This is a genomic window from Pseudoalteromonas sp. KJ63-1, assembly GCF_055808145.1.
This window is the reverse complement of the sequence record NZ_CM147855.1, coordinates 3,081,722-3,099,121: the sequence shown is the minus strand read 5'-3', so window position 1 is coordinate 3,099,121 and position 17,400 is coordinate 3,081,722. Positions and strand designations below refer to the sequence as shown.

Sequence of the window (17,400 nt, the reverse complement as noted above, 5' to 3'; positions counted from 1 at the left end):
GCATACGTATTCAATTAATTAGCTGAAAAAGAGTGTGTTAATTAATCTGCAAAACTTTATCTAATTAGTTCTATAATAAATAAAAAGAATTTAACAAGAAAAAAATATGCTGAAAATTTTAATCGCTATTTTAGGTTTTATAATTGTTTTTAATAGCAGTGCAGCAACGGTTACTGTTTATGATAACAACCAAAAAGTTCAAGAAAATGTTGTTGTTTGGTTAGCTCCAGAGCAAGCTTCTGAGGTGAATTTAAATCAATCACTATTCACTATGACACAAAAAAATCGCCAATTTACGCCACATATCTTAGTCGTTGAAAAAAACAGCCAAGTTGAATTTCCTAATGCTGATTCAATAATGCATCACGTGTATTCATTTTCTAAAAGCAAAACATTTGAATTAAAACTTTACCGAGAACAACCACAAAACCCAATTACATTTGAGCAAACAGGAGTTGTGGAGCTCGGATGTAATATTCATGATTGGATGTTGGGTTACATTGTTGTTGTGGATAGCCCATATTATGCAATCACCAATGAGCAAGGAGTAGCATCGTTCGATATCCCAAATGGAGCCTATAAACTAAATGTTTGGCATGAAGGATTTAGGGATATTAGCAACATAGAGTCGCAAGAAGTTGTTATAACTAACAATAAATTAAGTTATCAATTAAAACAAAAGCTAACTTTGCCTATTAGGGTTGAAGTTGATGAGTTTGACGATTATGAATAGTCTATTGCGCTTAGCCGTTGTTATTTGCTTGTTGAGTGTTTTTACTGTCAGCGCACAAGTTAAAGGTTTGCTGCAAGTAAGGGCAGTGCAAGGTGATTCACAACTAAGCTGGCAAGAAGGTGGGATTGGTCTATATCGCCATGATGCGGCTAATCAAGGTGTGGTTTTATCACAGGGAATTATTGATTTAAGTGCAGATATAAGTTCTAGTTGGTCTGCCCATGGTGTAGTTAATTTATATCAAGATCCAAAAAGCACTTTGGGGATTAGCCAGGCTTATCTGCAATATAAACCTTTAGTTCGCAGTGATTATAAATGGCATATTAAAGTGGGTGGCTTTTATCCACAATTGTCATTAGAAAACCCTGATATGGGCTGGTTATCTGCATATAACTATACCAATTCGGCAATTAACTCTTGGGTAGGTGAAGAGCTGCGAACGCTAGGTGTTGAAGCAACAATTAAACGCCCAGCCCGTAATTTTAATAGTGCCCATAGTTTTAGTTTGGTTGGTGCGACATTTAAAGGTAACGATCCTGCGGGGACATTACTCGCTTGGCGAGGCTTTGCTTTGCATGATCGCCAAACAACATTTAATGAGGCTCTCGCTTTTGCGCCTGTAGCGTCTTTAAATACTCCACAGTTACAATTTCAAGCAAACCAAGTTTTACCGTTTGAAGAGGTCGATGGGCGATTTGGTTATTACGTTGGTGGGCATTGGGATTATTTAAAAAAATCTCAGTTGCGAGTGTATTACTATGATAACAATAGTGACCCTGGCGCCCTTAATTATAATACGGGCCAATATGCTTGGGATACTCGATTTTTAAGTGTTGCATGGTTAAATAAATTTACACCGAAAACAAGATTAATTATCCAAATAATGTCGGGTGGTACGGCTATGGGTCAAAAACGCGGTGTTGATACTCGATTTTACAGTCATTTTGCATTATTGAGTCATAAAATAAAACGCCACCGTTTCTCAGTACGTTACGATTATTTTGAGGTGACAGACAAAGACGATTGGATGTTTGACCCTAATGCAAGTTATGGCGAGGGACTAACAGCAACTTGGCGTTATCAGCTTACACCACAATGGCAAATAGGTGTTGAGGGATCAGCGCTTCATAGCCAAGCAGATAACCGAGTAGCTATGAATAAAGCATCGAGGATATCGCAGCAGCAAATAGCATTAAATGCTCAGTTTCGGTTTTAGTTAGTAGAAAAAAGAAAAACATATAAGGGCTCTTGCGAGCCCAACTTTGTATTTATGGCTTTTTATTTTTTGTTAAAAGCGCGTTTCATGTAATTAGGTGTTGCGAGTGCACCGTGATGAATACCGCCATTGTAGTATTCACTATGCTCAGCAATAATTGCTGCGCCATCTTCTCTAAAACCGTTAAATGCTTCAGATTTGCGAGCTAGCGTCACTGACCATAAACCACTTGGGTAAATAGGTTGTGGGAATGGAAGAGTTTGCAAATCGTTAAAACCAACATTTAGCATAGCTTCGCGCATTTCAACCAGTAGTGGCATATGCATAAGTGGCGATTCACTTTGTTGTACGAGTATTCCACCAGAGCGAAGTGCGTTTAAGCAACTAGTATAAAACGCATGATTAAATAAACCCTCTCCTGGGCCAACTGGATCAGTGCCATCAACAATCACTACATCAATAGACTCACCAGCTGCTTCGCGCATGTATTTAATGCCATCGTCAAACATTACAGTAGCACGTGGGTCGTTATTTGATTCACATAACTCTGGGAAGTACTTTAACGACATTTGGGTAACCACTTCGTCAATATCGATTTGGGTTACAGTTTCTACACTTGGGTGCTTAAGTACTTCACGTAACGTACCGCAATCGCCGCCACCAATAATAACCACATTTTTAGGGTCTGGATGTGCTAGCAATGCTGGGTGGCTGATCATTTCATGATAAAAAAAGTTTTCACGGCTACTCACCATAGTGCAACCATCAATGATCATTAAATTACCAAAGTCTGTGGTTTCAAACATTTCTACTTTTTGAAAAGGAGACTGTTTTTCATCTAACTTTTTGTTAATACGTAATGAAAATGCGCTGCCATCGCGGTCGCTAATTTCAGTAAACCACTTACCTTGATCTAAATTTGCCATAGTTGTTGTTACACTTTTGGTTGAGTATGAAAAAAGGAGGCAATTCTGCCAGTGCTTGGGCTATTGCTCAATCAAATTTTACGCTCTTTAGCGAATAAAGTTAGCTATAAAGAGGGGAAAGTTCAATTTTTGTTAGCTTAGCAGATAGTGACGTATTAAAATGCCCCTTTACACCTAATTTAATAAAGAAGAGTTGCCATGACTTGGGGTTTAGAAACTGCACGTGCTACATACAATGTTGCTCATTGGAGCGATGGTTATTTTGACATTAACGCACAAGGTGAATTGATAGCCTATCCGGATGGCGATCAAACAAAACCTGCCATTTCTTTAAGCCAGCTTACTGAGCAATTTAAACAGCAAGGGTTAACCTTACCTGTATTAGTGCGCTTTACCGATATTTTAAAAAACCGTGTAGATACGCTTACTAATGCGTTTACTCAAGCGCGTAGCAACCGTGCATATAATGGTAAATACACCTGTGTTTACCCTATAAAAGTAAATCAACAGCGCTCTGTAGTCAGTAAACTATTGGCACACCCAAGTGGTTTAGTGGGGCTTGAAGCCGGTTCTAAACCTGAACTAATGGCAATTTTAGGTGTGGCAAAAGAACCTATTACTATTGTATGTAACGGCTACAAAGACAGTGAGTTTTTACGTTTAGCCTGTATCGGTCAAGCAATGGGGCACAGCGTTAAAATTGTGGTTGAAAAACTCTCTGAGCTAACCACATTGCTTGAAGAAATTGATAATTTAGGTATTGAACCTGCTATTGGTATTCGTATTCGCTTAAATTCGGTTGGTAAAGGTAAATGGCAAAACACCGGTGGTGAAAAAGGCAAGTTTGGCTTAACTGCAGGCCAAGTACTCAGTGCAGTAGAAGTCCTTAAGCAACATAACAAGTTGCATTTAATGCAAATGGTACATTTTCATATTGGTTCACAAATTGCCAATATTCGCGATATTCATCGCGCTTTGCGCGAATGTGCTCGCCATTTTGCTGAATTAACTCAATACGGTGTACCGCTCAATACTGTTGATGTGGGTGGCGGGCTTGGCGTTGACTACGAAGGTTCAGGCTCACGTAGTGCTTGCTCAATGAACTACACAGTCGAAGAATATGCGCGTAATGTAGTAAATGCATTTGCCGAGGTGTGCGACCAACATAACTTAGCTCACCCTGCAATTATTACCGAATCTGGCCGTGCTCTTACTGCACATCATGCGGTGCTTATTACCGATGTGATTGATGTTGAAAAAGCGCCAAATCATTTAAACCCAGAACCACCTGTTATAAACAGTGCCTTAGTATTGGATGAAATGTGGCAGTGTTTACAACGTTTGAACCCGCGTATGGCATTAGAGATTTATCATGATGCAATGCACTTATTTAGTGAAGCACATGATCAATACGTACATGGTTTAGTGAGCATGTTAGAGTGGGCGAAAATAGAGCAGCTTTATTTTACTATTTTACATCGCGTTCGTGCTTCATTAAGCTCTAATGCACGAGCTCACCGCGAAGTGCTGGATGATTTAAACGAAAAACTAGCCGATAAACTGTTTGTGAATTTTTCATTATTTCAGTCGTTACCCGATGTGTGGGGCATTCAGCAGTTATTTCCGGTTATGCCCATCGAAAACCTAACGCTGCCGCTTACTCAGCGCGCTATTATCCAGGACATTACTTGTGATTCTGACGGGCAAATACGTGAGTACGTTGAAGGTGCAGGAATTGAAACCAGTTTACCTATTCCTGAATATACACAAGGTCAGCAGTATCATATTGCGATGTTTATGGTAGGGGCATACCAAGAAATTTTAGGTGACTTACATAACCTATTTGGTGATACCGATTCAGTTCATGTTGAGCTTAATGAACAAGGGTATGTATTAACCAATGCCATTAAAGGTGACAGCGTTAAGGATGTATTAAAATTTGTTGATTATGATAGCGAGTTATTAGCTGATAACTTTGCCACTCAAATTAATAAACTTGATGTATCAGCGCACTGTAAAGAAGGTTACTTAGCCGAGCTCAATGCAGGGCTTGAAGGCTACACTTATTTTGAAGATTAATTTAGTTGCATAGTTAAGCGCGGTCGTTCGTGGCTGCGCGATGTTTAAAGGAATAGAAGTAATGTCAGTTATTCGCAGTGTATTTAGTATTTTCTTTTACGCAATAAACACTCTTTTTTGGTTTGTGCCTATTTTTATTTGTGGCATCGTTAAGCTAATCCCAATTAAGGGGCTGCAAAAATTAATGAGCTGGACGGCCAAGCAATGTGCCTCTATTTGGGTGACGTTTAACACGTTAAATCAAGCGTTACTAACGCCAACAAAGCTAAATGTGACTGGCCTTGAAGAGCTTAAATTAAAAGATTGGTACTTAGTTATTGCGAACCACCAAAGCTGGGTGGATATTTTAGTGTTACAGCGAGTATTTAACCGCAAAATACCTTTTTTAAACTTCTTTTTGAAAAAAGAGCTTATTTATGTGCCTGTTTTAGGTTTATGTTGGTGGGCGCTCGACTTTCCTTTTATGACCCGCACCAGTAAAAGCCAATTAAAAAAGAACCCCAAGTTGCGTGGTAAAGATTTAGAAACGACCCGTAAAGCGTGTGAAAAATTTAAAGAAATGCCGGTTAGTGTGGTTAACTTTGTTGAAGGTACGCGTTTTACAGCGCAAAAGCATGCGCGCCAAAATAGCCCGTTTCCTTACTTACTTAAACCAAAAGCGGGTGGTGTGGCTTTTGTAATGCAAGCTATGGGTGAGCAAATTTCTAAGGTGGTAAATGTTACTATTCATTACCCTGAGGGCATTCCTACTTTTATGGATTTTGCAGCCGGTAAAGTAAAACACATCGATGTACAGGTTGAAGTAAAAGGCGTTAGTAACGACTTAATTGGTGATTACACTAATGATCCTGACTTTAGAGTGCGTTTTCAAACTGAATTAAATCGCGTGTGGGAAGAAAAAAACCAGACGCTCGTTAATCTAAAACAAAAATAAAAAATGAGCTAACAGTTATGCTAAAAAAATGGTTACCTAATTGGTTAAATGGCTTAATTGTTGGCTGTGTTTTATTCGCTAATTTAATAGTATTTGGCGCATTCGTACTTATCCTAGGGTTAGTTAAATTGGTTTTTCCCATACCCGTAGTAAGTAAATTATTACACAGTGCGTACAAGGGGTGGTGTAAAGGTAACCGCTTAGGGCTATGGCTAGGCTGTAATGACATTAAAGTTAATATTAGCGGGGAGGTGAATGCCAATAGTTGGTATTTGCTAATCAGTAATCATATTAGCTGGCTTGATATTGCTGTATTAAGCTCGTTGGATGCATTGCCAGCTCCTAAGTTTTTTTAAAAGATGAGCTTAAGTATGTGCCATTTATAGGCACTGGTGCGTGGGCAATGGGTATGCCCTTTATGAAACGGGTGACCAAAGCGCAATTGGCAAAAAATCCCAATTTAAAAGGCTTAGATGTCGAGCGTACTAAGCGCAGTTGCCGTAATTTTCGTCATCACCCTACAACCATAGTGAACTTTGTAGAAGGTACGCGTTTTACAGCGCAAAAGCATAAGCATCAACAAAGTCCTTTTCAACATTTATTAAAGCCTAAGGCTGGTGGAACTGCTTTTGCCTTAGAAGTTTTAAACGAGCAATTTGACGCTATGCTTAACACTAGTTTAGTGTATAGCGGTAAGTCAGATCATGTGTGTCGTAATATTTTAAAAGGCGAACTAGAGTCTATTAATATTACCATTGAGGTGATGCCAATAAATACACAGATGATTGGCAGTTACCAAACAGATCACGCATTTAGAGCCGAGTTTCAGCAATATTTAAATAATTTATGGACAAAAAAAGATAAGCAATTAAGCGCTATTCATATTCAGCAAGCTAGTACTGAATTAACTCCCAGTAAGGAAATTGAAATACCATGACCAAAACACACCTACAGGAGCTAATTACTCCTTGGTTTGAAAAAGTCCCCGATGCTTTTTTTCTCAGTGCAATCACGGCCTCATCCATTGGCATCCTTTCTTTATTATTTGTTTACTTATTTACGCGTCGCTTAATGTTACCGGGTATTCAAAAGGTGGTGACTAAACTCTCGCCTGAGCGTATTGGTTCATTGTCACCTATGTTGACCAAGCTCAATAAACGAATTGCCTGCTTGTTATGTTGTGTACTTTTTTTAGCCACATTTGACAGTGTTTACCCCGTTAATGCAATTGCCCAAGAGATCCTTAAAACCATTGGCCAAGCATTATTAATTATTTATATAGGTTTTATTATTAGCAGTATAGTGAGTATTGCTGGCGCTATTTATAACCAACTAGACTTTGCCCGAGAAGTGCCTATTCAAGGCTTAATTCAAGTAGTGAAGCTGATCACCTTTATTGTGTGTTCAATATTAATTGTTAGTATTGTGCTTGAAAAATCGCCGACTTATATTCTTTCTGGTTTTGGTGCGATCGCCGCTGTTACTTTATTAGTATTTAAAGACACCATATTAGGTTTTGTCGCCAGCATTCAAATTGCTGCCAACCGCTTAGTGACCTATGGTGATTGGATCCAAGTAGATAACTACGGCGCCGATGGCGAAGTAATTGATTTAGGACTTAATACTGTCAAAGTGCGTAACTGGGATAACACCATAACGACTATACCCACTTATATGCTGGTGGCCGGTTCATTTAAAAATTGGCGCGGTATGCAAGAATCTGGTGGGCGACGTATTAAACGTTCTTTAAACATTGATATGAACAGCATCTTTTTAGTTGATGATGATTTTAAAGCGCAAATAGAAGCGGCAATACCACTGCAAGAATATATTCGACTAGGCACACTTCCCGATCCGGTGTCGAACTTAGGGTTATTTCGTCGCTATGCAGAGGGTTACTTAAAACAGCACAGTAAAATCAATACCTCGCTCACACTTATGGTGCGTGAACTACAACCACTTAATCATGGCCTACCGATTGAGTTTTACTGCTTTAGTGAAGACAAACGTTGGATATCGTACGAGCACTTACAAGCTGAAATTATGGATCATTTACTGGCAGTATTACCGGTATTTGGACTGCGCGCTTATCAAAGTGTCAGTGGGCAGTTAAGCCCACCAGACGGCGCTAATATGCTAAGCAAAGGCAGTATTAAAGTGCCCAATAATGCTGTCCAAGGCCAACACCAATAAACAATAATAATAGCCACCAAATAGGTGGCTTTTTCATACGTAGCCATGCAAATGCAGCAATCACTAATGCAATATGCCACACACTATTAATAGCTGAAGTCCAAATGGGCGAATACAATGCTGCAGCTAAAAAACCAACCACGGCGGCATTAAGCGCGGCAATTGAGCTGGCAAAGCGGGGCTTACTGGCTAAATTAATCCAGCTTTTCTGAAATGCCAACATCAGTAAAAACCCTGGGGTAAATATCAATAATGTAGCTATAGTTGCGCCCATTATTGGCTGCTCGGTATTTAGCTGCGCGCCTAAGTAGGTGGCTATTGTAAACATAGGCCCAGGTATAGCCTGAGCACTGGCGTAAGCCGTTAAAAATTGATCATCACTTAAGGTTGGCACACCCGCTTGAAGTACTGGCAACACAACATGCCCGCCACCAAATACCATAGCACCAGCTTGGTAAAAAGGCGCAAATAACGCAAATTGTTGCCCTATTGGAATAAAGCTAACTCCAAGCAGTAGCGCAAATAAACTAAGTGCAACCCAGTTAACTTTCCCCTGATCACTGCTAGTTTGCTGCGATAAATCACTTAATTTTAAGAGTGGCCAGATAGCGCCGACTGCGGCTGCAATAAGTAAAATAATAATTTGTGTACCTAACATCGGCAGTAGAACAAGAGCTAGGGTGCTTATAACTGCAATTAGCTTAAGGATTAGGTTGCTGCAAAAGCTTTTGGCCATACTGAGGGTCGCATCGGCAACAATCACTACAGCAAAGAGCTTCAATCCGGTGATCACAGCAAAATAAACGGCGTCAAATTGGTGAGCACTAATAGCAAGCAGTGTCATTATTAAAAAAGAAGGCAAGGTAAAACCAACAAATGCGGTGATGCCACCGAGTACACCTGCACGCTCTACGCCAATTGCAAAGCTAACCTGACTAGAGCCAGGGCCAGGCAGAGCTTGGCTGAGGCTTATTAGCTGTGAATAGCGACTGATACTTAACCAGCGCAGCGAATCAACAAAGTGGTGTTTAAAGTAACCTAAATGGGCGGCAGGGCCGCCAAAACTCATGCAGCCAAGTAAAAAAAACTGCCTAAAAATCGCAATTAACATAGTGGCCATCGCCTTTTTGATAAATCATTAAAGTGTCACAAATAAGTATGACATTTTTATGAAACGCTATCATTAGTCCGTATGAGGTAAGTAATAATACGTGTTTTACGTTACTCTTCATTTTTGGTTCATACAAATGTTTGCATAATCGCAATAATAAATTCTAAATTAATAGGAAATTACCATGATGTTAACTAAATCACTTTTAAGTGTCACTGTCGTTGCTGTATTACTTTCTGGCTGTGAAATGAATAACACAGGTAAAGGCGCCGCTATTGGTGCTGCAGCAGGGGGAATTTTAGGTAAAGCTACAGGTAACCACAAAGATAAACGTATTTTTATTGGTGCAGCTATTGGTGCGCTAGCGGGTGCAGCTGTAGGTGATTACATGGATAAACAAGAGGCTGCTTTTCGTGATGAACTAGCAGGTTCGGGAGTTGAAGTGGTACGTGAAGGTGATAACTTACGCTTAGTGATGCCATCTAATATTACGTTTGCGACTGATCAATCTTATATTTCATCGGGCTTTCATGACACTCTAAATGCGATAGCAAGTGTAATGAATAAATACGAAAAAACCTACTTAAGTGTTGAAGGTCACACCGACAGCACGGGCAAAGATAGTTACAACATGACTCTTTCAGAGCAGCGTGCACAAAGTGTAAAAAATTACCTGGTAAACCAACAAATTATGGCTGCACGAGTAAGCACGAGCGGCTTTGGTGAATCACGCCCAATTGCCACTAACGATACCGCGAATGGTCGCGCGCAAAACCGCCGCGTCGAAATTCAAATAGTGCCTAATACACAAGGTTAATAGCTAAAACTGCGCAAATGCATGGTTGGGTTTATTTAAATGGCACTTTTGTCTGCGTTAGCTGTCACAAATAGTTCTTCGATAAGGACATATTTATGGCAGCGTGGCGCACGGCAATTATTTTATCAGTATGTTTACACGGATTAGTTTTGTTTTTTGTTGCCACATTAAAAGCACCTGACATAAAACCACAGCAATCAACCCCAATTAAAGCTTATATGGTAAGTGTGCCGGCTAAAATTAAAGCAACACAACCAATCTCTCAACAACGCGCTCATAAAAACACAGAAATCAAATCTATTGAGCCTATTAATGCAACCCAAACAAAACCACTAAATATTAATTATAAAAAAACAGAGAAAACGACTAAGCCGCTAAATACCACCACGAAAAATACTCCACCTGTAATTTTAAAGCCTTATAAAAAGATCGATTTAAAAAAAGGGCTCAACAGTATTTTACAGCAACAAACTGGCCATTCTGATGCTGCAAAGAATGACCCTCAGAAAAAGCGTATTACAGTCCCAAAAGAGCATGTAGGCAAGATAAAACCACTATTAAAAATAGAGCAGCAAAATATGCAATTTACCACTTATCGACGAGGTGATAGCTGTTTTAGAAAGGTATCCGTTGGTGCTGGGGTTATGCCAAAAAATGACTTGCCCGATAGTTACATAGCTGGTGTAAAGTGCGATAAAACTAAGCTAACTGAGGCTTACGATACCGCAATGAATAAATGGCTTCATAAAAAGTAACTACTAAAGTGCAATCAACCTAGATTAAACTGTAATTCACATAGCTTTTGATACAAGGGGTTACTTGCCATTAATTGCTGATGAGTGCCTGTGGCTTTTATTTCGCCATTTTCCATTACCACAATCATATCGGCATGTTTTACCGTGGCCAGTCTATGGGCGATAATCAGCGTTGTTCTATTTTGCATTAAGTGCTCAAGTGCAGCCTGAACATGATGCTCGCTTTGCGCATCAAGCGCGCTGGTCGCCTCATCAAGTAGCAGTATTTCTGGGTCTTTTAAAATGGCGCGAGCAAGAACAATACGCTGCTTTTGCCCACCCGATAGCCTTACACCTTGCTCACCTAAGAAGCTGTTATAGCCTTGTGGTAACTGTTTTATAAATTCATCGGCATGGGCATGTTTAGCGGCCGCATAAACTTGCTCGTCACTGGCGCTTGGGTTGCCATAGCGAATGTTATGCATAACATCAGAGCTAAATAAAATCGGGTTTTGTGCCACCATCCCCATTTTGTTGCGTAAGGTGTTTAATGACAACTCTTTAATATTTATATTATGAAATTTAATTGTTCCGCTGGTAGGGTCATAAAAACGCTGTAACAGTTCAAACAAGGTGGTTTTACCGGCACCTGAAGGGCCAACAATAGCCACTGTTTTACCTGTTTCAATATTTAGGCTGATATTATTTAATGCGCTTACATCTGGGCGAGAAGGATAATTAAAACTAATACCTTCCAGTGAAATTGCACTGTTGCTGGTAGTTGTATGTAACTGATCATCTAGTGGAATTTCGGGATTTTGTATTTTACTTTCAACTGCGAGCAGTTCGAGCAATCTTGCTGCGGCTCCTGCGGCGCGTTGTAATTCACCGTAAACCTCTGCAACGGTGGCAACCGACATGGCCACCATAATGGCATAAAATACAAACGCGCCAAGTTCACCGCCCGTCATAGTGCCTGCGAGCACATCACTACCGCCTACCCAGAGCATGGCACTAATAGCGCTAAAGGTTAGAAAAATAACTGCTGCAATTAAAAATGAACGCTGTTTAATTCGGCTTTTAGCAACATTAAAGGCCTTTTCGGTTTCATTAGCAAAAGCAGATTGCTCTTGCTGTTCATGGCTATAACTCTGTACTACTTTTATGTTTTGAATGATCTCACCCGCGTAGGTGCTTATATCGGCAATCGCATCTTGACTAGAACTTGCTAGTTTGCGTACCTTTTTACCAAAAACTAACATAGGCACCAGTACTAAAGGGACGCAGGCCACGACGACCAAGGTAAGCTTTAAATTAGTTACAAGCAGCATAATTAAACCACCGACTAACATTAGCGCGCTTCGTAGCGCCATAGAAAATGATGAGCCGATAATAGATTGTAACAAGGTGGTGTCGGTGGTGAGCCGCGACATCAGCTCGCCGCTGCGATTTTCTTCAAAATAACTCGGATGCAAAGTAACAATACGATTGAATACAGCTTTTCTAATATCGTTACTGACTCGCTCGCCAATCCACGACATTAAATAAAATCGGCTGAATGTACCCACCGCCAATAAACTGATCAAACCAATTAATACCAAAACAGCTTGTTGTAACTGCGCTTGCGAGCCGGCAATAAAGCCATGATCAATCACAAACTTAACGCCTTGCCCTAGCGATAAGTTAACTCCTGCGGTGGCAAGTAACGCCACTAGAGCCCCTAGAACCACCCATTTATAAGGCTTAATAAAATTAAATATAGGGAATAAAGCGCTAAAAGCGGCTTTATCTAAAGCAGGCTTGTCTGTAGGCATAGTAGATTCTTATTGATGATTAAGGTATAGATATGGCATCAATAGATTAAAAATCAATAGTATTAAAAATCATCAACAGGGAAAATTATGACAACTAAACAGATAACGGGTGAGTTTACTGTAACATTAGCGCCTATTGACGGCTATGCACATGGCCAGCAAGGCGTTAATTTAGGTCGGATGTCGATTGATAAACAATTTACTGGCAGTTTAACGGCAACTAGCCAAGGCGAAATGCTTAGCGCCATGACTCCTACCCAAGGCAGTGCTGGTTATGTTGCAATAGAGCAAGTGATAGGCGAGCTAGAAGGCAAGAAAGGCAGTTTTGTACTGCAGCATTTTGGGCTGATGGATAAAGGCCAAGACAGCTTGATTTTAAAAGTAGTGCCCGACTCAGGCACTGATGAGCTAGCAGGACTAACTGGCAGTATGGTGATACGCATAGAGCAAGGTATTCACCATTATGATTTTGAATACAGCCTATAAAGCAGGTATTTATAATGCAAAAAGTAATCGAATTCAGAAAGTCCCGTTTTTTGGGGGGTAGATATAGTCGCACTAAATGATCGCATACAGGAATTAAGCCAAGACGGTTGGAAAGTAATAAACGCAGTGCCATTGACAGGCTTTTATGGGCAGGTGCATGGTTATGCATTACTTATTGAAAATGAAGAAATATAAGGGTTACTAATGGCGTTATCATTATGGTTGAGCTTAGCACTGGTGTGCATGATGGGGGCAATGTCGCCTGGGCCCAGTTTAGCTGTGGTATTAAAACATAGCTTAAGCGGTGGCATGAAAAATGGCATGCTGGCAGCATTAAGCCATGGTTTTGGAGTGGGCTTATATGCCGCAGCTTCACTGTTGGGATTAGGTGCATTGATGTTGCAATTTCCTACTGTGTACCAATTTTTAGTGTATTTAGGGGCAGCCTATTTAGCGTATTTAGGTTTGAAAATACTATTTTCAAAACCCAGCGACAGCGAGCTACATATTCAGCAAAGCGACGTGAGCAGTTCTAAGGCGTTACAAGATGGCTTTGCCATTGCATTTTTAAACCCTAAGCTAGCAATTTTCTTTCTGGCATTATTTTCACAATTTATTGACCCAGAGAATCTTACTCTAAGTATTGGCGTTGTTATGTGCTTAACGGTTTTCGTGATAGATACCGGCTGGTATTTATTGGTAGCCTTACTCACTGAGGTGTCTAAAAAGCGCTTTGGTTTTACTAAACAAAATATATGGTTAGATAGGCTGTTAGGTGCGGTATTTATTGCGCTGGCAATTAAAGTGGTTATTGGATTGTAACTATCAAGGTGGTTGAATTGTGTACAACTTATAATTAATGTAACTTAAAAATACTATAATTTAAAAGTAATAAAACTATGTCTAATATAACTTTAAAAAGTGCCACTTTTGATAACAAGGTAAAACAGTACTGGATGTGCTTAGCTGCAATATTTAGCCTTTTTCCAGTTGTAACTATTATACTTTTACCCGTTGTATTACTTTTAGTGTGGCTACTCGCAAGTAGAGTATTAGACGCTATGTCGGCCGATTTACTAGAGCGCAAGCTAGTGGTTAAACGCGGTATTTTATTTAAAGAAGAAAAATCGATTCCACTAGAAAAAATCACTGATGTCGGGTTGAGTCAGGGGCCGCTAATGCGCATGTTTGGCCTATACCGTTTAAGTTTTGAAACAGCAGGACAGTCGGGACATGGTGCGTTGGTATCGTTACTTGGGGTAGTTGATGCCAGTGAATTTCGTGAAGCTATTTTAACGCAAAAAGATAACCTCACTGCAGCACAACCCGTTCAAGCAAAACAAGACGAGCCACCAAGCCAAGTCGAACTGATTCGCTCATTGACCTACAGTGTAAAAAATATCGAGCAAATGTTAGTTACTTTATTGGATGAGAAAAAGTAACCAACAGCTCTCTTTGAAAATAGGTTATTTTTATTAAACCAACCTAAGGAAGTTATGAGCCTTAGATTGGTTTTCTCGTGTTTAGAGTAATTTACCCTTGTATTTCAGGCTGACCTGCTAGCATACGTAATTCTTTGCTGCGCTCGATTTGCACTTCGTAAGAGGTTGTTTTTATGCTGCTTACATAATTCCACTTAGCGCTTGCTTGTTCTTGAGTGAAGGTAACTGTTAGATAACCTCGGTCAGCCAAATTGCTATAAGCCAAGTCGTTTACAAGTAAAGCAAGAACTTGCTCCATTTGAACTGTAACTTCAGGGCCCTGTGTATTTAGTGCTAAGTATTTTTCAAGACCTGGCGAAGACACTGAAGAGGTGGCAAACTCAACTCCCGCATTTTGTGATGCGGCTATTGGATTGCTCGCATCAGTTTTTAATTGCCCAGCCCAACCATTGTGAGTATCGCCGGCTAACACCACTAAGTTTTTTTGTGCAGCAATAGCTGTACCAAGCAGTACCTCACGCTCATAGGCGTAGCCGTCCCAGGCATCTAAATTGTAAGGTGCGGTGGTATCAACACGCGCACGCTCTGCATCAGTTACTGTTGGATCACCAGCTAGAATACGGCCTTTAATTTGTGCCAGCTCAGCAAATAATGCTGATGCTTGAGCAAGCAGTACGCTAGTGTCTGCGCCATTAGCTTGGCTTACTTGCAGGCTCACTAAAAGCTGTAGTACTTCAAACGGCAGGTGCATCTTGGTCATTAACACTTGTTGGCCAAGTACTTGCCATTTTGAGTTTGAGGTTGTCATACCATCGGTGAGCCAGGTTAGCTGCTCACTACCGAGCAATGCACGTGTGGGTGAGCTAATGGCGCCTACAAAGTCACTTTGGCCCTGTGCGCTAGTTAAATCAAAATCAGCATAGTTGAGTTGTTCATCACGAGCGAGCACACGGGTATCTAGCATGTATAGCGACACTAAATTACCAAATTCAAAACGGCGATAAATACGTTCTTTATCGGCTACATTACGTATAGGCATCCATTCAAAGTAGGCTTGTAGGGCATGTAGTTTACGCGCGCTAAATTCACCTTCACCGTCATTATGGTTTTCTGCACCTTCACGCCAAGTATCATTAGTAACCTCATGGTCGTCCCATACTGTTATAAAGGCGCAGTTGCTGTGAGCTGCCTGTAAGTTGCTATCGGTACGGTAGTGGGCATAGCGTTTACGATAGTCAGTTAAGCTAATAATTTCATTGCTGTTATCTTCAGGTAGTAAGCGACCTAAGCTAGTTGCGTCTTCAGTAGCGTAGCCATTATTTCCATATTCGTATATGTAATCGCCTAAATGGAGTACCGCATCTAAGTCAGGTTGCTTTGCTATTTCACCATAAACATGAAAAAAGCCAGCAGGGTAATTAGCGCACGAGACTACTGCCAGCTTTACTTGATCAATATTGCCTGTTGGTAATGTTTTACCTGTGCCAATAGGAGAGGTTTTACCATTTGATTTAAAGCGGTAGTAATACGTTGTGTTGGGATCAAGGCCCTGTAAGTCAACTTTGAGAGTAAAGTCTGTGACTGCACTTATATAGGCTTCACCATCGTGACTAATAGAGGTGAAATTTTCATCTGTCGCAGCTTGCCATTGCACTTTAATACGGCTGGTTGCTGGATCTTTTGGTGTAACGCGAGTCCATAAAATTAAGCTATCTGCTAGTGGGTCGCCACTAGCAACGCCATGGTTAAAACTAACGTCAATAAAATTATCATCTTCATCATCAAACCGACAACCCGTTAACCCTAACGATAAGACTGCGACCCCAAATCCTGCTGCCGAGGCTTTTAAAAAGTTCTTCGTGTAAGCGTCATTGCTTTGTACCTATAAAGTATAAAAAGCAAATCGTACCACATTAAGGTTACTTTTTTGTTAAAAAAGTTAGAATGTATTCAATACTTTCGTTGCATCACAGGTGATAACTGTCACATTTCTGTAACCTACTCGAGTCAGTGCCTCAGCACTTAATGTTGCACGCGCGCCACTAGCGCAATGTAAATAAATAGGACGGGCTGCGTCTTTTTCTATTTCCATAAGTTTCATTTCAAGTAACCCGCGTGGAATGTTAATTGCGCCAGTAGCTGCTTTGGTGGCATGTTCAGCGGGTTCACGCACATCAATCAGTAAGCCTTTATTTTGCTCAAGTTCTTTCTTTGCTTGTTCGGCATCAATACGGCGCTGATTAGGAGTAATTATTTTTAGTAAATCGGGAATGGGTGTAAGCATGGTGTTTATTCCTTAAAGCCAAGTTTGCGTAATAAAGTGATCATTGGGCACCAGCTAGTAAAAGCTGATTGAATTAAGTTTACTGCGATAAAAGCTGTAAAGTAAATCCACTTAGGGTCATGATAAGTTTGTAATAAGAGCGACACAATAATCATTATGCCAGCGATTAGTCTGAGTGCATTGTTTAGTTTCATTATAGTAGGCCAGTTATTTAATTCAGTACAGCTACTATATTAGATATATCTATATTAGTAAAATCTAATATTAGACTTTTCTAACTTAACGTCTTATACTCAGGCTCTATTTTAGAATAAGAGCATAGTATGAATATTGACTTTACTGCCATGGCCGGCAATGTAGAACAAGCTGAGCAGCTATTAAAAATTTTAGCCAATAAAAATCGCTTAATGATTTTATGTTCTTTGCAAGATACAGAAATGAGCGTATCTCAGCTTAATGAAGCCGTGCCATTAGCGCAGTCTGCGTTATCTCAGCATTTAGCAGCGCTGCGTAAAGCAAATATTGTGGCTACGCGCCGCGAGAGCCAAACAATTTATTATCGTGTCATTGATGAAAATGCGGTCGTTTTGCTTGGTACCTTATATGGGTTATTTTGTAAGGGCTAAGTGCA

Annotated in this window: 16 protein-coding genes and 3 pseudogenes; 13 read left to right on the top strand and 6 right to left on the bottom strand. The window is 40.2% G+C overall.

Annotated elements, in window-relative coordinates; translation table 11 throughout:
* Nucleotides 1-106 precede the first annotated feature (106 nt).
* Entirely contained in the window at nt 107-733 is a 627-nt protein-coding gene (locus tag AC0L7Q_RS14785; RefSeq protein ID WP_409424109.1) for a methylamine utilization protein, read from the top strand.
* Entirely contained in the window at nt 726-1,949 is a 1,224-nt protein-coding gene (locus tag AC0L7Q_RS14780; RefSeq protein WP_409424108.1) for a hypothetical protein, read from the top strand. Before AC0L7Q_RS14785 ends, AC0L7Q_RS14780 begins: the two co-directional genes overlap by 8 nt.
* 62 nt (nt 1,950-2,011) lie before the next feature.
* Here the strand turns inward: AC0L7Q_RS14780 and speE are convergent, their stop codons facing one another.
* A complete protein-coding gene (gene speE, locus AC0L7Q_RS14775) occupies nt 2,012-2,875 on the bottom strand; it encodes a polyamine aminopropyltransferase (protein WP_413400921.1) in 864 nt (287 codons plus the stop codon).
* A gap of 198 nt (nt 2,876-3,073) precedes the next feature.
* On the opposite strand from speE, the gene speA reads away from it, so the two are divergent.
* The 4 genes and pseudogenes from speA (at nt 3,074) to AC0L7Q_RS14755 (ending at nt 8,081) form a co-directional block, all read left to right on the top strand.
* Nucleotides 3,074-4,954 (top strand): biosynthetic arginine decarboxylase, encoded by a 1,881-nt coding sequence (gene speA, locus AC0L7Q_RS14770; protein ID WP_413400920.1) that lies wholly within the window; start codon nt 3,074-3,076, stop codon nt 4,952-4,954.
* A 61-nt stretch (nt 4,955-5,015) separates the two neighbouring features.
* A complete protein-coding gene (locus AC0L7Q_RS14765) occupies nt 5,016-5,888 on the top strand; it encodes an acyltransferase (RefSeq protein ID WP_413400919.1) in 873 nt (290 codons plus the stop codon).
* Between the two features lie 17 nt (nt 5,889-5,905).
* Nucleotides 5,906-6,825: pseudogene (locus tag AC0L7Q_RS14760) on the top strand (acetyltransferase).
* Complete coding sequence (locus tag AC0L7Q_RS14755) at nt 6,822-8,081, top strand: mechanosensitive ion channel family protein (RefSeq protein WP_413400917.1); 1,260 nt, start codon at nt 6,822-6,824, stop codon at nt 8,079-8,081. Before AC0L7Q_RS14760 ends, AC0L7Q_RS14755 begins: the two are co-directional and overlap by 4 nt.
* Here AC0L7Q_RS14755 and chrA read toward each other — a convergent pair.
* A complete protein-coding gene (gene chrA / locus AC0L7Q_RS14750; RefSeq protein WP_413400916.1) occupies nt 8,041-9,192 on the bottom strand; it encodes a chromate efflux transporter in 1,152 nt (383 codons plus the stop codon). The genes AC0L7Q_RS14755 and chrA overlap by 41 nt on opposite strands.
* A 184-nt stretch (nt 9,193-9,376) precedes the next feature.
* Here chrA and AC0L7Q_RS14745 point away from each other — a divergent pair, with 184 nt between their 5' ends.
* The gene (locus AC0L7Q_RS14745) at nt 9,377-10,009 is read left to right on the top strand and encodes a YiaD family glycine zipper/OmpA-like lipoprotein (protein ID WP_010392457.1); all 633 of its coding nucleotides are present in this window, start codon (nt 9,377-9,379) and stop codon (nt 10,007-10,009) included.
* A 95-nt stretch (nt 10,010-10,104) separates the two neighbouring features.
* Nucleotides 10,105-10,764, top strand: a complete 660-nt coding sequence (locus AC0L7Q_RS14740; RefSeq protein WP_409424101.1) for a hypothetical protein — start codon at nt 10,105-10,107, stop codon at nt 10,762-10,764.
* Between the two features lie 14 nt (nt 10,765-10,778).
* On the opposite strand, the gene AC0L7Q_RS14735 is transcribed toward AC0L7Q_RS14740, so the two are convergent.
* Nucleotides 10,779-12,557 (bottom strand): ABC transporter transmembrane domain-containing protein, encoded by a 1,779-nt coding sequence (locus tag AC0L7Q_RS14735; protein ID WP_413400915.1) that lies wholly within the window; start codon nt 12,555-12,557, stop codon nt 10,779-10,781.
* A gap of 87 nt (nt 12,558-12,644) precedes the next feature.
* Here AC0L7Q_RS14735 and AC0L7Q_RS14730 point away from each other — a divergent pair, with 87 nt between their 5' ends.
* From AC0L7Q_RS14730 to AC0L7Q_RS14715, 4 genes and pseudogenes are all read left to right on the top strand, one after another.
* Nucleotides 12,645-13,043, top strand: coding sequence for a DUF3224 domain-containing protein (locus AC0L7Q_RS14730; RefSeq protein ID WP_413400914.1), 399 nt, complete (start codon nt 12,645-12,647; stop codon nt 13,041-13,043).
* A gap of 14 nt (nt 13,044-13,057) precedes the next feature.
* Nucleotides 13,058-13,238: pseudogene (locus AC0L7Q_RS14725) on the top strand (hypothetical protein).
* 9 nt (nt 13,239-13,247) lie between these two features.
* Entirely contained in the window at nt 13,248-13,865 is a 618-nt protein-coding gene (locus AC0L7Q_RS14720; protein ID WP_178956720.1) for a LysE family translocator, read from the top strand.
* 77 nt (nt 13,866-13,942) lie between these two features.
* A complete protein-coding gene (locus AC0L7Q_RS14715; protein ID WP_413400913.1) occupies nt 13,943-14,485 on the top strand; it encodes a PH domain-containing protein in 543 nt (180 codons plus the stop codon).
* 91 nt (nt 14,486-14,576) lie between these two features.
* Here the strand turns inward: AC0L7Q_RS14715 and AC0L7Q_RS14710 are convergent.
* From AC0L7Q_RS14710 to AC0L7Q_RS14700, 3 genes and pseudogenes are all read right to left on the bottom strand, one after another.
* Nucleotides 14,577-16,343, bottom strand: a pseudogene (locus AC0L7Q_RS14710) (alkaline phosphatase D family protein); the annotation flags it as partial.
* An 81-nt stretch (nt 16,344-16,424) separates the two neighbouring features.
* The gene (locus AC0L7Q_RS14705; RefSeq protein WP_138608299.1) at nt 16,425-16,769 is read right to left on the bottom strand and encodes a rhodanese-like domain-containing protein; all 345 of its coding nucleotides are present in this window, start codon (nt 16,767-16,769) and stop codon (nt 16,425-16,427) included.
* 5 nt (nt 16,770-16,774) lie between these two features.
* Nucleotides 16,775-16,963, bottom strand: coding sequence for a YgaP family membrane protein (locus AC0L7Q_RS14700; RefSeq protein ID WP_010392474.1), 189 nt, complete (start codon nt 16,961-16,963; stop codon nt 16,775-16,777).
* A gap of 129 nt (nt 16,964-17,092) precedes the next feature.
* Between AC0L7Q_RS14700 and AC0L7Q_RS14695 the strand changes: the two genes are divergently transcribed.
* Complete coding sequence (locus AC0L7Q_RS14695) at nt 17,093-17,395, top strand: ArsR/SmtB family transcription factor (protein WP_413400911.1); 303 nt, start codon at nt 17,093-17,095, stop codon at nt 17,393-17,395.
* Nucleotides 17,396-17,400 lie beyond the last annotated feature (5 nt).

Bases quoted from the DNA above. Each gene is read 5' to 3' on its own strand.
- AC0L7Q_RS14785 (WP_409424109.1), top strand. From the start codon at position 107: ATGCTGAAAATTTTAATCGCTATTTTAGGTTTTATAATTGTTTTTAAT.
- AC0L7Q_RS14780 (WP_409424108.1), top strand. From the start codon at position 726: ATGAATAGTCTATTGCGCTTAGCCGTTGTTATTTGCTTGTTGAGTGTT.
- speE (WP_413400921.1), bottom strand. From the start codon at position 2,875: ATGGCAAATTTAGATCAAGGTAAGTGGTTTACTGAAATTAGCGACCGC.
- speA (WP_413400920.1), top strand. From the start codon at position 3,074: ATGACTTGGGGTTTAGAAACTGCACGTGCTACATACAATGTTGCTCAT.
- AC0L7Q_RS14765 (WP_413400919.1), top strand. From the start codon at position 5,016: ATGTCAGTTATTCGCAGTGTATTTAGTATTTTCTTTTACGCAATAAAC.
- AC0L7Q_RS14755 (WP_413400917.1), top strand. From the start codon at position 6,822: ATGACCAAAACACACCTACAGGAGCTAATTACTCCTTGGTTTGAAAAA.
- chrA (WP_413400916.1), bottom strand. From the start codon at position 9,192: ATGTTAATTGCGATTTTTAGGCAGTTTTTTTTACTTGGCTGCATGAGT.
- AC0L7Q_RS14745 (WP_010392457.1), top strand. From the start codon at position 9,377: ATGATGTTAACTAAATCACTTTTAAGTGTCACTGTCGTTGCTGTATTA.
- AC0L7Q_RS14740 (WP_409424101.1), top strand. From the start codon at position 10,105: ATGGCAGCGTGGCGCACGGCAATTATTTTATCAGTATGTTTACACGGA.
- AC0L7Q_RS14735 (WP_413400915.1), bottom strand. From the start codon at position 12,557: ATGCCTACAGACAAGCCTGCTTTAGATAAAGCCGCTTTTAGCGCTTTA.
- AC0L7Q_RS14730 (WP_413400914.1), top strand. From the start codon at position 12,645: ATGACAACTAAACAGATAACGGGTGAGTTTACTGTAACATTAGCGCCT.
- AC0L7Q_RS14720 (WP_178956720.1), top strand. From the start codon at position 13,248: ATGGCGTTATCATTATGGTTGAGCTTAGCACTGGTGTGCATGATGGGG.
- AC0L7Q_RS14715 (WP_413400913.1), top strand. From the start codon at position 13,943: ATGTCTAATATAACTTTAAAAAGTGCCACTTTTGATAACAAGGTAAAA.
- AC0L7Q_RS14705 (WP_138608299.1), bottom strand. From the start codon at position 16,769: ATGCTTACACCCATTCCCGATTTACTAAAAATAATTACTCCTAATCAG.
- AC0L7Q_RS14700 (WP_010392474.1), bottom strand. From the start codon at position 16,963: ATGAAACTAAACAATGCACTCAGACTAATCGCTGGCATAATGATTATT.
- AC0L7Q_RS14695 (WP_413400911.1), top strand. From the start codon at position 17,093: ATGAATATTGACTTTACTGCCATGGCCGGCAATGTAGAACAAGCTGAG.